The sequence below is a fragment of the Flammeovirga sp. EKP202 genome, assembly GCF_014534745.1.
Classification (GTDB): domain Bacteria; phylum Bacteroidota; class Bacteroidia; order Cytophagales; family Flammeovirgaceae; genus Flammeovirga.
Window position 1 is genome coordinate 69,393 of record NZ_JACVVP010000011.1, and the last position, 15,164, is coordinate 84,556.

The window sequence follows — 15,164 nt, forward strand, 5'->3', positions numbered from 1 at the left end:
ATGAAAAATTACATTTTAACGTTGATTGGCTTAATGGTGTTTATACCATTAAGTTACGGTCAAATAACAATTTGGAAAACGAAAAAAGAAAAACAACATATCACTACTCCTCAGTGGGTAGTGAATGACATTGTTTTTAAAAGTAAAAAGAAGGTGAATCAACCTCTTGAGAAAAACATTTTTGCTTTAGTGCAAGGAGAAGGAGAGGCAACTCAAAAAATCCCTTTATTTTATAATGGGAACAATGAGTGGATCTTCCGTTATTCGGGCAGTACGGAAGGGGTGAAAAAGTATATTCTGACTTCAGAGGTGAAAGAGTTAGACGGTAAAAATGGACAAATCACTGTAACTAAAAACGAGAAAGAGAATCGTCATGGTGGCATTGTAGTTCATCAGGATAATCCTCAGCACTTCTTTTATGAAGATGGTAAACACTACTTCAATATGGCCTTTGAATGTGATTGGTTATTTGCATTGGACTATGGACAAGAACAATTACCAAAGACAAAACACCTGTTGAATGTACTAGAAGAGTACAAGTTTAATCAGGTGGTCATGAATGTATATTCTTATGATGTAAAGTGGAAAAAAGACCCAAAACTATCTCAGTATCCTCAATTTGAGTATGGTGGAAGGGAAGATATCTATCCTTTTTTAGGTTCTAATGCTTCTCCTGATTTTAGCACATTGAATCTTCAGTTTTTCCAACACTTTGATAAAGTCATTTCAGAAATGCATGACAAGGAAATTGTCTCCCATTTAATGATTTATGTGTGGAATAAATTGGTCAATTGGCCTGATATGAATTCAGAGGCTGATAACTTGTATTATGATTATGTGATTAAAAGATATCAAGCATTTCCCAATATAGTTTGGGATGTGTCAAAAGAAGCTTTGCTGTACGGTAGAGCGACAGAAGAATATATTAATGAGAGAATTGATAGAGCTAGAGACCTTGATGCTTATCATCGCTTGATTTCTGTACACGATTTTGGTTTTTGTAAGAGAAATAGTTCTAAAGTAGATTTTATTTCGATGCAAAATTGGCAACATACACTCTATCAAAATATGCTTCAAGCCCAAAAGGAATTTAAGGAGAAACCTATTTTCAATATCGAGCATGGCGGTTATGAAGAAAGTCCTTTTCGAGTATTTCCCGGTGCCTATATTAATGCTGAGGCGTGTTTAAGAAGAAACTACCAATGCCTCTTTGCAGGAGGTTATACCACATATTATTGGCAGGGTGCTTCATGGAATGTAGTCATTCATAATCCATTCGAACAACCTGCAAATTTCAAAAAGCCTCATTTTGAGTACTTCAAGCATATGAGAACGCTTTTTGATCAATATAATTTTGAAAACTTTGTATCTCTCTCACATCACAATTCTAGCGGCTTTAATCTCACCAACAAAAAAGATGGTGTGGTGATGATGTACACGCCCAAAGAAAATCAGTGGATAGGGGTGCATAAAGTATTAAAGAAAAACTTCGATTATTCTGAAGCTAAACAACAATGGTTTAACACCCTAACAGGTGAATTTTCACAACAAGAAGATTACAATACTGAACCTTTCGATTTTTGGTATGAAAGACCATGGAAAGGAGAGGCAGATGTAATCCTTATTATTTCAAATTTAAAAACAAATTCAGTTAACTAAACAGTGTAAATTATGAAAAAGATTATTGCATTATCGGTAATAGTATTGATGTCACTTGTGTCATTTGCTCAAGACGTACCCGCTCCTGGAAATTGGGCGAAGAAAAATGCAGAACAATACGTAGCATTTGCAACTAAAGAGTGGAACTTAACAGAAGAGCAACAAGAGGTGATTTATAGTTATCGTTTAGATTTTATTGCTAGACGTTCTCATGTGTACCAACAAAAGAAGGCGGGTAAACTCACTCAAGAGGAAGTGAAAACTCAAGTACAAGCTATTCAAAAAGATATTTCTCAAAAGTTTACAAAGTACTTAGACATTAAGTGGAAAGAATACTACAGAGTAAATAAAGCTTTTGACGAAAGCAGAAAAGGTAAATAACAAGCTTTTGAAGAGTGAAGAATTGTAAACTAGGTTTTCCTATTTCAAAAAGTACTATTGAAGTTTTACAGTATCTCCCTCGGCCTTGAAGGAAAAAGCGTTAAGAATTTCATGTATTGAGCCGTCAAAAATGATTTTACTGTTTGAGCGCAGCGAGTTTAAAATCATTTAGGCGAAAGAAATGGAATTTAGCTTTTGCGTTCAAAGCCTTGAATTTTTTGCTTCGTTTTTGTTTCAAGACAAAAATGAAGAAGAAAGAAGCTTGGAAGTACTTTGTAATAGGTAGTTTACTTACGTTAGTATCAGGCATTTTCAAAAACTTAGTTTACGAATCTCAAACTCATCAAAAACTTTACCCAAGTATTTTGAGAGGCGTGGCTTACTACACACTTATAGGATAAAAAGAAATATTGTAGAGTTTTAAAGTAATTCGCAGATAGTAATAATCAATATTCTTTCCCCTTTGATTTGTGTAGTAGCTAACGCTCATCAAAACACTATTTCCACTTAAGCATTCTAAATAATACTCTCATTGAAATCAATAAATCAACTAAATTATGAAAAAGTTAATCTCAATATCAGTTTTATTATTCTTATACTTTACCTCTTCCGCACAAACATCTTCACTGGGTGTTTGGGCAAAAATGGATGCAGAAAATTATGCATCATTTGTACAAAAAGAATGGAACCTTTCAGAAGAACAAGAAGACACAATCTATGAGTACCGACTGGATTTTGTTGCGAAAAGATCACATATATTCAAACAGAAAAAAGCAGGCAAACTATCAGAAGAGGAAGTGAAAAAACAAGTTCAAGCCGTTCAAACAGAAATTACACAGAAATTCAGAAAATATTTGGGTATTCATTGGAAAGAATACTATAGGGTTGAAAAAGCCTTTAAGAAATATAAAAATGGGTAGCATTGATTTCTATAAAACTAGTTATTCATACCCCCATCCCAACAGTCACAAAAATATCATTTAAAAGGGGGTAAAAACTCCTTTCTTTCTTTATTGTTGTTTTTTAGCGGAGTAAGTTATATCCTCATTGTTTCTTTGTGAGTACAACAAACCTAGCAAACAGATTTAGAGATGAAAGGAATTATTATATTACTCTTGGGGATTTTTTTAGTATCCTGTTCTCAAGGTAAAGCAGACTTACAAAGAGAAATAGACTTCAATTTTGATTGGAAATTTACGTTGGTGGAAGATACTTTGCCCCCCACGCAAGTTCCTTTATCAGATCAAGATTGGAGAGACATAAGACTCCCTCACGATTGGAGTGTTGAAGCTTCTTTTGACTCAACTTTAGAAGGATGTGTGGGGTACTTACCCGGTGGCGTTGGTGTGTATCAAAAGCATTTTAAAACGCCAGTAGATCTAAAAACTAAAAATGTATTTATCCTTTTTGATGGAGTGTATAACAATGCCACTTTTTGGATCAATGGTAAAAAGTTAGGTGTCAATCCTTATGGGTATTCACCCGTTTATTATGACCTTTCGTCTTATCTTCATGAAGATGATAAAGAAAATATCATCACAGTTCATGTAGATCATTCTCGTTTTGCAGACAGTAGATGGTATACAGGAAGTGGCATTTATAGAAATGTCAAATTAGTAACGATGGATAAATTGCATATTCCAATTTGGGGCACATTTATCACCACCCCAGAAGTTTCTAAAGAGGAATCAAAGGTACAGCTTCAGATCAAGTTAGAAAACAATCATACTACAGAGCAAGACGTAGAAATTACAACAAGTATTGTGGATGCTTTTGGAAAAGAAATTACAAAAGTAACATCAAATCAAATTTTAAAAGCGAACCTAAAAAATCAAATCACACAAGATTTTACAGTAAAATCACCAAAGTTGTGGTCACCTGATACACCTATTCTTTACAATGCTTTGACGCAATTGAAAGTCAATGGAAAAGTCGTGGATGAATATAACACTCCGTTTGGTATTCGTTCTATTGAGTTTAAAGTAAATGAAGGCTTTTATTTAAATGGGAAAAATACTTTAGTGAAAGGTGTGTGTTTACATCATGATGCTGGGCTAGTAGGTACAGCGGTGCCATTGGGCGTGTGGGAACGTAGGTTAAAACTATTAAAAGAGGGTGGTGTCAATGCAATCCGTACGTCTCATAATCCGTTTTCAAAAGAGTTCTTAGAGCTTTGTGATCGCATGGGTTTCTTGGTACAACATGAGTTATTTGATGAATTTGATTACCCTAAGGATAAACGTCAGAATTTTCATGATCAACATTCGGATTATTCGACAAGAGGTTATGATGAACATTTTCAAAAGTGGGCTCAGAGTGATTTGCAACGTACCATGTTAAGAGATAGAAACCATCCCTCTGTATTCCAATGGAGTATTGGCAACGAGATCGAATGGACGTACCTGCATTATAGATTTATCACGGGTTTCTATACAGATCCTAAGAATCCAGGGAAGAGTAAAGGTTTCTTTGGTAAAACTCCAATGTTCACTCCTAAGGAGTTAAAAGAACGTTATGACAATTGGGAAAAAGGAGATTACATTCTTGCTGAAACAGCTAAAAAACTAAACGATTGGGTGAAAGAGATGGATGATACTCGTCCTACAACTGCTAATTTGATTATTCCTCAAGTCAGTCATGTCAGTGGATATGGAGATGCAGTAGATATTCCGGGTTACAGCTATAGAAATGTGATTTTTCCTTGGGCGAAGAAGTATTTCCCAAATACACAAGTGACGACCAATGAGTGCCCTGGTACATGGGATGATTGGAAACAAGTGTTAGAATATCCTGGTGTGTTCAGTATTTTCATGTGGACAGGAATTGATTATATCGGTGAAAGAAATGAACGTTGGCCAGAAAAAAGTGCTTGGGGAGATATGCTTGATTTGGCAGGTTTCAAAGTGACGGGCTGGAATTACTTTAAGAGTATTTGGAAAGATGAACCTCACATTTCTATTGGTACTTTGCCACTGAAGGAGTCAGGTTTTAAAGCACATCCTATGTCAGGTCTTCCTGTAGCGAAAGCAAATAAATCATACAAGTGGAGAAATAGTAACTGGCATTGGAATTATAAAAAAGGAGAAAAGGTATTGGTGGAAGTGACTTCTAATTATTCCACTGTTGAGTTGTTGCTGAATGGCAAGTCATTAGGCTACAGAAGTATGTCCGACAGTCCGGGTAGAATCATGCGTTGGGTTGTTCCTTATGAAGAAGGAGAATTGGTTGCAAGAGCAAAATTTGGGAAAGAAGAAACAATCACAAAACTTAAATCAGCAGGAAAGCCTTCTCAGTTTTCAATTACAGCAGATAAAAAACAGTTAAAAGCTGATGCCTATGATGTCTCTCATATTGTTTTACAGTTGGAAGATAAAGAGGGGAATCCTGTCAAAACGGAAGATGTAAAAGTCACTTTTGAAGTAGAAGGCAATGTAAAACTTTTAGGGGTAGATAATGGAGCCTGGACCAATATTCAAGATTTCCAATCCAATCAACTTATGACTTCAAAAGGTAGAGCCTTGACTATCATTCAGACCACTAAAAAGGCTGGTGATATCAAATTAACAGCAAAGGTGGAAGGGTATCCTCAACAAACAATTACGCTAAAATCATCTAAATAATAAATTAAATAAAAGTATGAAACTAAATGTCCTCTTTTTGATCGCTTATTTACTAACTACCTCTCTCTGGGGCCAAAATTCTGTCGTAAATGTCACGGATTATGGTGCTGTAGGAGATAGAACTACTCTCAATACGACTTCATTTCAACAAGCGATTGACGCTTGTGCAAAAGAAGGGGGAGGAACTGTTAAAGTTGGAGATGGAGTATTCAAAATAGGGACAATTTTTCTAAAAGATAATGTAAAACTTTGGGTCACGGAAGGAGCAAAAATCATAGGGAGTAAAAACCCCTTGGATTATAAAAGCATTGCTCCTTTTGTGGATGCCACTGGACAGCCAAGAGGGAAGTGTTTGATTGGTGCTGAAAATGCAAAAGGAATAGCAATCTATGGTAAGGGAGTAATTAATGGTCAGGGTAAAATGTTTTTGTATGAAAATGCAAATGCTACTTTGGAGCAATTAGGTATTCCAAAAGAGAAAAGAAAACCATTGATAGCAGACCGCCCATTCTTGGTTCGATTAGTAGGGTGTGAAGATATCAGCATCAATCAAATTACTTTACGACAGTCTTCTGCATGGACGCTTCATTTTTTTCAATGTAAAAATGCAGTGGTAGATGGAATCAAAATCTATAGTCATGCTCATCGAAATAATGATGGAATTGACATTGATTCGAGTACCGGTATTTTTATTAAGGATTCTAATATTGATGCCGGTGATGATGCGGTTTGTGTTAAAGCAACAAGTCCATTACCTACTCAAAATGTAGAAGTTGAAAATTGTACTCTCAAAAGTGATTGGGGAGCTATTAAATTTGGAACCGAGTCAATGGGTGATTTCAAAGACATTCATATTCATGATTGTACAATAAAAGAAACCTTGGGTGGCGGTATCAAAATCTTAAGTGTCGATGGGGCAAATATTGAAAATATTGTCATTGAAAACATCAAAATGTACGGGGTGGACATGCCTATTTTTGTTCGATTGGGTGAGCGTTTAAGAACTTATAGAAATGCCCCTCAAGAAGAAGTAGGAAGCATGAAAAACATCCTATTGAAGAATATTTATGCAGAGGTGTTACCTGCAAATAAGACAAGAGTAGCTTCACCAAGCTGTATTTTGATGACAGGTACTGACCAACATAGGATCGAAGATTTCAGAATGGAGAAAATCGAAATTAAGATAGAGAGTGAAGGAAAGAAATCAGATAAAAACAACGAAGTACCGACACTAGAAAAAAAGTATCCTGAGTATATCCCCTTCGGTGTTTTACCAGCTTATGGAATGTATGCTAGAAATATCAAAAATATCACTATCAAAAACCTTCATATTCATCAAAGTGGTGATGATCAGAGGTATCCAATTTTGTTTGATAATGTAATTTCAAATACATCTAAAAACTTAAAGTTAAACAACGAAAAAGTAGTGATCAATTTTGCAAACTCAGATGATGAAAATGAACTATAAACTCTTACTACTACTGCTCATTTTTGTCCCAAAGGCATGGGCACAACAACCTAATGTGGTTTTGATTTACACGGATGACCACCGTTACAGTGGTATTCATGCTTTAGGTGGACAGGCGGTAGAAACGCCTCATATGGATAAGTTATCAGAGGAAGGAGTCGTTTTCGATAATGCTTATCTAATGGGTTCTTTTGCAGGAGCAACTTGTATCCCGAGCCGAGCCATGTTGTTATCTGGTCGACCGCTTTTTCATTTGAAAGGAGCTGGACATCAAATTCCTAAAGAGCATACCACTATTGCGGAAGCTTTTCATAATGCAGGCTATCATTCTCATATTGTTGGGAAGTGGCATCAAGATAAAGCATCCGTTTCTAGAGCTTTTGATTCTGGAGGGCAAGTGATGGGATTGGGTGCTTATTTGGTCGATCATTATAGAATGCCGCTTTGGCAATGGAATGATCAAGGGAAGTACCCCAAAAGTGATGCTTACCTTATTTCATATGATAAAAAGCAAAATAGAGTAAAGGAATCGTTTACAGCGGAGAAACGTGAAAAAGGACCTTTTGGAACAGAAGAAAATGGTCCTCATACATCAGAAATATTTGCTGAAGATGCCATTGATTTTATTGAAAATTACAAAGAAGAAAATCCCTTCTTTATGTATTTGGCATTTCATGCTCCTCATGATCCACGACAGGCCCCTAAGCGATTTAAAAAGAAATACCCTGAAGATAAAATTGAGCTCCCTCCATCTTATATGCCTCAACATCCTTTTGATAATGGGCATATGTATTTAAGAGACGAAGCCTTAGCCGCTTGGCCAAGAACGAAGGAAGTTTCTCAAAAAGAGCTTTCAGATTACTACGCTATTATTACTCACTTGGATGAACAAATCGGAAAAGTGATTGCTTCACTCAAAGCGAGTGGTCAATATGAAAATACGATCGTTGTTTTAGCCGGAGATAGTGGTTTGGCAGTAGGAAATCATGGCCTGATGGGAAAACAAAATGTATACGATGAAGACGGCCTTCATATTCCGTTGATTATTGGTGGCGGAGCGATGAAGCAACCGCAAAGAAAATCAGCTTTATGTTACACACATGATATCTATCCTACGATTTGTGATCTTGCTAAAGTGAAAATTCCTGCTTCTGTAAAAGGAAAAAGTTTACTTCCTGTTATCAATAATCAGAAAGAGCAAATCAGAGACTATACATATCATGCTTACCGTCAGTTCCAAAGGGCGTATAGAAAAGACGGTTATAAATTGATCGAATACGTTCGAGCTCCTGATTTCTCCAAAAAAGATGGGCATGCTGTAAGAGGATCAAGAGTCACGCAATTGTTTCATGTAAAGAACGATCCATGGGAAACACAAGATTTATCTTTTTTCCCAGAATATCAAGAAAGAATAAAACAGATGCAATCGGAGATGATGAAGGTTGCTGAAAAAGAAGAAGATTATAAGGAAAAAGTAGAGTATGGTTTTGACTTTTGGGACTACTATCACTCGGCGTTAATTGTTAAATAATGAATGAAATGAAATTAAATAGGTTAGCATTATTATTACTGTTTTGCTGGGCAAATATCGCTCAGGCACAAGAGGTCAATTTCTCTTATTTTGATGAATTACTACCAATTGAAGAGAGAGCGGAAATCCTCGTTAGTCAGATGACATTGGAGGAGAAAATCAATCAATTAATCAGTAGTGCTCCAGCCATTCCACGGTTGGATGTTCCCGCTTATGACTGGTGGAATGAAGCCTTGCACGGTATTGCAAGAAATGGTAAGGCCACCATTTTCCCTCAAGGTATTGGAATGGCAGCCACTTTCGATACAACTTTAGTTTTTGAAGTAGCAGATGCCATTTCAACGGAAGCTAGAGCGAAGTTTAAAATCTCCCAAGCAATGGGAAATACGAGCAAGTATGCTGGTTTGACGTTCTGGACACCCAATGTGAACATTTTCAGAGATCCACGTTGGGGAAGAGGACAAGAAACGTACGGTGAAGATCCTTATTTAACCTCAAGAATAGGTTTGTCTTTTGTAAAAGGGTTGCAAGGCGATGATGATAAAATTTTAAAAACAGCGGCTTGTGCAAAACACTTTGCAGTACATTCGGGACCAGAAAGTCAAAGACATACTTTTGATGCTCGACCAACACAAAAAGACTTGTATGAGACGTATCTACCTGCTTTTGAGACATTGGTTGTGGAAGGAAAAGTTGAAGGTGTAATGGGGGCTTACAATGCCGTATTTGGTGTTCCTTCATGTGCGAGTACTTTCCTATTGGATGATGTATTGAGAAAGGATTGGGGATTTGATGGCTATGTGACTTCAGATTGTGGTGCGATCAATGGCATGTTCTACAAAATGAAATATGTGGATAGTGCTCCAAAAGCAGCAGCAACAGGATTAAATGAAGGGGTGAATTTGAATTGCGGTCGTACTTATCTAAAATTAGCGAAAGCGGTAGAACAAGGCTTGATCACTGAAGAAACAATTCATCAACGTGCAGTACAACTTTTCAAAACAAGATTCAGACTGGGAATGTTTAACAAGGACAATGCTCATCCTTATTATAACGTTGCGAAAGAAAATATCCATTCCCCTGAACACGTGGAGTTAGCGAGAAAAGCAGCTCAAAAATCTATTGTTTTATTGAAAAATAAGAACAACGTATTACCACTTCCAAAAGATATTAAAGTTCCATATGTAACAGGTCCTTTCGCTAACTCAGCAGATATGTTGATGGGCAGTTATTACGGTATCAGTCCTAATTTGGTGACCATTTTGGAAGGTATTGCAGACAAAGTTTCATTAGGTACTTCATTGAACTACAGAAGTGGTGCTTTACCATTCCAAAAAAATATCAATCCAAAAAACTGGGCACCAAAAGTTGCTGCTGAATCAGATGTAACGATTTGTGTAGTAGGTATCACCGCTGATATGGAAGGGGAAGAAGTAGATGCGATTGCTTCTGAAAATATTGGAGATAGAAAAGATTTGAAGCTACCAGAAAATCAATTGAACTATGTGAAGGAAATCATTGAAAGTAAAAAAGGACCTTTGGTGTTGGTAGTAGCAAGTGGTAGTCCGGTTTCATTGGAAGGTATTGAAGAGCATTGTGATGCCATCTTACATATTTGGTACCCAGGTGAGCAAGGAGGAAATGCAGTGGCTGATATCTTATTTGGTGATGTTTCTCCATCAGGAAAATTACCAATCACTTTCCCAAAAAGTATCGCTCAATTGCCGTCTTATGATGATTACTCTATGAAAGGAAGAACGTATAAGTTTATGAAAGAAGAGCCATTATTCCCATTTGGTTTTGGTTTAACATATACTGATTTTGCTTTTGAAAATCTTCAATTATCATCTTCTACTTTAAAACAGAAAGATAATTTAGAGTTGTCATTTACGGTAAGTAATACTGGAAAAGTAGATAGTGAAGATGTAGTACAACTTTATATTTCTCCTAAAAACCAAGAAGAATTAACACCTCAATATATCCTTCAGGGTTTCCAAAGAATTGCTTTAAAAGCAGGGGAAACAAAAGAATATACATTTGAATTATCATCAGACAATTTCAAACTGTTCAACGATAAAGGTGAGAAAGAATGGGTGAGAGGAGAATATGATATCAGTATTTCGAATGCACTTCCTTCTGAAAGAAGTGAAGCATTGGGAGCTGCAAAACCATTGGTGAAAACAGTGAAATTAGTTGGTAAAAAATCAAGTAAATAATTAAATCAACAGATTTTTTTAAGGCTTCACTTCGGCACTTTTGCCTAGGTGAAGCTTTTTTAATGCTCAATTGGATAATTACTCTTTGATCAGTTTAAAGCTTTTGGTGCCATTATCTGATTGGACATTAATAATATAAAGACCTGCTCTCTCATACGATAAATTCAAAATATTCTTTCCCGCTAAAAGTGTCTGTTGGAAAATTTCATTCCCCAAAATATCGAACATTGTCATTAAAGAACTACTGTTTACGTCAATTTTTAAAAGGTCTTGAGCAGGGTTAGGGTATATTTTGATATTGTCTTTTAACGTATCAATAGAAGTAGGAATTGAAGGAGTAACCGTGATGCTGACTTGATCGGTTGCCGTTTCCTCTTCTCTAGTAATGGTTAATTCAAAAGTGTAAATAGTGCTTTCAGTAATATTGGGGGCGATAAAGGTTGGTTTGGATGATGTGCTGTTTTGAATGGCAATGGAAGAGGTGGTAGACCAACTAAAATTTATTCCATCAGGTGATGAAGAAGAACCGTCTAAAGTAACTGTTGAACCCGCTTCTACTGTTTGATCTTCCCCAGCATGAGCAACTAAGGGTATAATTATTTCAGAAAGAATAATTTCTTTATCAAAGTTACTTTGATCGATGTTAAGAACTCCCGTTGCAACTTCAAAGTTTTTTTTTGAAACGCTATAAGTGTACTCACCCTTTTCGATGATTTCAAAACTAGCCATACCATTTTGGTCCGTCAATGCTGATTCTTGAAGAGTTTCGTCATTATTTGATAACGTCACAATTGCATCGTTGATCGCATTATTTTCTTCATCAAAAACAGTAAGATTCACAATCATGGTTTTGCTGTATTCTTTCACTACGCTGATATTATCCACCTGATACCTGGCAATATTTTCTTGCCAAGTACTACCTACAGGTCTGATGCTCGATTTGATAATATAGCCATCGCCCAATTCTGGTAAATTGGGCAATGTGATCAATAATTCTTTCTGACTTTCTCCTGCTGGAACCGTCGCTCTTGCTTCGGCAACCCAATTGGAAGAAGTCCAAAATTCTGCAACTATATCTCTTGAAACATTCGCATTATAAGACAATTTTACTTTGACTTCTTGACCTTGAATGATTTCAGACTTAGGACTATGAATATGGATGGCTTCATCTTTTTGCGTATTTTCTTCGTTGTTTTTCACTTCCAAAATCAAAGAACTTAGATACCCTCCTGCATCAGGGAAGGTTACTTCTACAGTATTTTCTTCCTTTAATAATGCAATGTCAACAGGTATTTCAATTACACCAAAAAAGTCATCCCTATGCGCTTGATCTAAGCCTTTCCAATTATTGGGAACAGAAATTTCAGTACCGTTTACTTTAACCGTAGGCTGTTTTGAACGATCATGTTTCCTGCCAATTCCCATCAGAAGAGTGGCAGTACCTTCTTTAATGACCACATCTGAAAAACCAAAAGTCATTGCTGTATTGGTTTTGATCGGTTGTAAATAAGTAGTAGAGTAATACTTGGTTTCTTTTGACGCTTTTGTCTGCTTGATGGATTCATTGTATTCGAATTCCATGACAACAGTTTCTCCCGGAATTAATGTTAATGAACTTGGAGCAGTAGTTGTTTCATCGATGGACATTACTGGGTCTTTATCATCGTATATTTTCAAAGCCTTCGTAGTCATTTTCACCAATGTGCCTGCACTTTCTACAAAGTTTAATTGTACAGTTTGTTCGTTTTCATCTAAATTATTGAAAGCCATAAAAAGCTTTTGATCTTTGACAAAACCATGAACTTGAACGTCAGGGTTATTCGTTTCTACCTGAATTCTTCTCCCTTGAACATTTCTCCATAATTCATAAAAATGAATTTTCGGGGCATATCTCCAATCTTCCACATTTGCTTCACCAATATTTGTAGGAATAAATAATGCAGCACTATAAGGCTGATAATTATTCCCTGCATTCATATGCCACGTCGATTTATCTGTAATGAACGGGATGGAGATTTCAATTACATTTTCTCGATCCAATAAATTAAACAACATATGATTGATACTTCTTACCGTTTGAATACTTTCTAGATCCGTATATCGATCTTCAAAACCTCTTGTAATGCCACCATATTCGGTGATAGCATGAGGTTTTACGATCCCCCATTTGATAAAACTGTATGTCTCAATAATATCAAGAATAGCTTCAGAATTACTGCCTGAACGTAGGTTGTTTTGTCCGGTTACATTCACGCCATCATAAAGGTGAGTAGCAAAAGCATCCATGTCAGCACCTGCTATATCCATAAACATTTTCATGTTTTCATCCCAGTTGGAAAAATCTCTAAGTTCCCAAGAAGGCCATGCCGATGAATAACCAATCACTTTCATTTTTGCAAGACTTGGCTCTGCGTGAATTTTCTTTCCCACAGAAGCAAATAGCTCAGCCATCTGTTTTTTAATTCGATCTTCTTCTGCAAGATTCCAACCTCCCTCATAAAAGTCCTTCGCATGTACAAAAGGCTCATTCATAGGTTCAAAAAACTCAGGTCGACCATTATCATCGACATAGTTTTTGTAGTACTCTACGGCCCATTCTCCAGCTTTAACAGGATCTAGACCATCTTTGAATGCACTTTTAGGGTGTTCAGTACCCACAAATCGAGTTACTTTTCTTTCATTGGAATTTCCTGTCTTTTCCGAAGGGTAAGTACCAACAGAATTTCCTTTACTGTTTGAATAAGAATAAGGACCCCAAAAACCTCTACTTGGAAATGCATTGTAATCCTCAAAGAATTTTTTTACATCAGCATCACCAGAATTAGAGTGGAGGTTGAAGTATTTGTTACGTTCCAACTCCGAAACATTTCCAATATAGCGTTGTACTTTAGGATTGATGTTGACAGTAGTTTGTGCTTGTAATGGAGAAATAAACGCACCGCTCCACATAGAAATGAAGAGGCAATACATAATGCATTTGTCCTTAATGGTAATTAATCGACTCATAAAAAATAGATTGTTAGCACACTGTAAACCAAATTTTTGTGAACTTATAATCGACCTTTCTACAAGATTTTATAGGATCTACTTTCAAGCTTCTTTTCTCTTCTTTTTGTCTTGAAACAAAAAGAAGCAAAAAATTCAAGGCTTAGAAGTCAAAAGCTAAATTCCATTCCTTGAGCCTAAATGATTTTGCTGTTTGAGCTTTAGCGAGTTTAAAATCATTTAGGCTCAATACATGAAATTCTTAACGCTTTTCCCTTCAAGGCCGATGGAAGAAGTGCCAAACGAATTGGGTAGAAAGTCCACTGGCGCGAATGTTAAGCGTGAGCGTCATTCGTGTCCTACAGATCAGCAGAAATCTCCTGATTTCTAAATATTATAACTATTCGAAAAACTTAGTTTACAGTGTAATTAGTAATAATTCAATCTAAAATTACCGTCGAATTCTATAAAAGAGGTTGAAATTATTGATGTAAAAGGGGATAAAAATTTTTTAAGGATGGGATTGTATAGATATTATTGCATTAAAGGATTGGCTTTTAGGGGTTTCAAACGAATTATTGATTGCAGTTTATGAGGGTGTGCAATTCTTCTCACTGTATAGGATCACCTAATTATAATTTTATTCGACTCTAAATCTTAGTACGGTTTTCAATTTATTTTCAGGTACTTTACGAAAATCAGAAAGGTAAATTTCTCGATGTATCTTTGATTTTCGAATAAGCTTTGAATCTTTTGCAAAAGTTTCCATTATGGCAAAGCTTTCAGGTTCATTGTCATAACTTCCAATGTGTAGCATTTGGATGCATCGTCCATCAGAGATTTTCTCAAACCGAACTTTATCTAATAGGGGATGAGGCTTTTTCTTTTTTGTCATTTCAAGAATTTGATCAAAGAAGTCTTGGTTAATAAATTCAGGTTGTCTAATCATAATGTCATAGACTAAATCATCCTTATTGAGTACACCAGTGTAGTTTTCCTTCGCTTCCTCAGAAATATCCCATACTCCTTCCAATGGATAAACCGTCCAATCGTTATAATCAGAGGGTAATGAATCACTTTTTTTTAACGTCATTTTGATACCATAAGCAACACTATAAAGAGCTCCAATACTTTCAGCAAAAAGATCACTATTTGGATTGCCTTTGCCACTCAATACAATATAGTTGTATGTAGGAACTTCAATGATTTCAGGTTTGTTTTTGGGAAGGTAAACCGCTTTTTCTTTTTTTCGCCATTCATGTTTCATGCTATTCACTTTAGGTTTTATTGATAAATGTACTACA

The 15,164-nt window shown here is 36.0% G+C and carries 10 protein-coding genes; 8 read left to right on the top strand and 2 right to left on the bottom strand.

Annotation, left to right across the window (positions count from 1 at the left end):
* From IC221_RS09040 to IC221_RS09075, 8 genes are all read left to right on the top strand, one after another.
* Complete coding sequence (locus tag IC221_RS09040; protein ID WP_223241336.1) at positions 1-1,659, top strand: DUF4038 domain-containing protein; 1,659 nt, start codon at positions 1-3, stop codon at positions 1,657-1,659.
* Positions 1,660-1,671: 12 nt separating this feature from the next.
* The gene (locus IC221_RS09045) at positions 1,672-2,040 is read left to right on the top strand and encodes a hypothetical protein (protein WP_188168659.1); all 369 of its coding nucleotides are present in this window, start codon (positions 1,672-1,674) and stop codon (positions 2,038-2,040) included.
* Positions 2,041-2,285: 245 nt separating this feature from the next.
* On the top strand, positions 2,286-2,441 hold the full coding sequence (locus IC221_RS09050) for a hypothetical protein (protein ID WP_188168660.1): 156 nt from the start codon (positions 2,286-2,288) through the stop codon (positions 2,439-2,441).
* 156 nt (positions 2,442-2,597) lie between these two features.
* Positions 2,598-2,960, top strand: coding sequence for a hypothetical protein (locus tag IC221_RS09055; RefSeq protein ID WP_188168661.1), 363 nt, complete (start codon positions 2,598-2,600; stop codon positions 2,958-2,960).
* Positions 2,961-3,131: 171 nt separating this feature from the next.
* Positions 3,132-5,660, top strand: coding sequence for a glycoside hydrolase family 2 TIM barrel-domain containing protein (locus tag IC221_RS09060; RefSeq protein WP_188168662.1), 2,529 nt, complete (start codon positions 3,132-3,134; stop codon positions 5,658-5,660).
* Positions 5,661-5,676: 16 nt separating this feature from the next.
* Complete coding sequence (locus tag IC221_RS09065; RefSeq protein ID WP_188168663.1) at positions 5,677-7,128, top strand: glycoside hydrolase family 28 protein; 1,452 nt, start codon at positions 5,677-5,679, stop codon at positions 7,126-7,128.
* Positions 7,118-8,659: a sulfatase-like hydrolase/transferase gene (locus IC221_RS09070; protein WP_223241337.1), complete on the top strand. Its 1,542-nt coding sequence runs from the start codon at positions 7,118-7,120 to the stop codon at positions 8,657-8,659. Before IC221_RS09065 ends, IC221_RS09070 begins: the two co-directional genes overlap by 11 nt.
* An 8-nt stretch (positions 8,660-8,667) precedes the next feature.
* The gene (locus tag IC221_RS09075) at positions 8,668-10,875 is read left to right on the top strand and encodes a glycoside hydrolase family 3 C-terminal domain-containing protein (protein ID WP_188168665.1); all 2,208 of its coding nucleotides are present in this window, start codon (positions 8,668-8,670) and stop codon (positions 10,873-10,875) included.
* A gap of 78 nt (positions 10,876-10,953) precedes the next feature.
* On the opposite strand, the gene IC221_RS09080 is transcribed toward IC221_RS09075, so the two are convergent.
* On the bottom strand, positions 10,954-13,881 hold the full coding sequence (locus IC221_RS09080) for a T9SS type A sorting domain-containing protein (protein WP_188168666.1): 2,928 nt from the start codon (positions 13,879-13,881) through the stop codon (positions 10,954-10,956).
* Positions 13,882-14,500: 619 nt separating this feature from the next.
* Positions 14,501-15,127: a GyrI-like domain-containing protein gene (locus IC221_RS09085; protein ID WP_188168667.1), complete on the bottom strand. Its 627-nt coding sequence runs from the start codon at positions 15,125-15,127 to the stop codon at positions 14,501-14,503.
* Positions 15,128-15,164 lie beyond the last annotated feature (37 nt).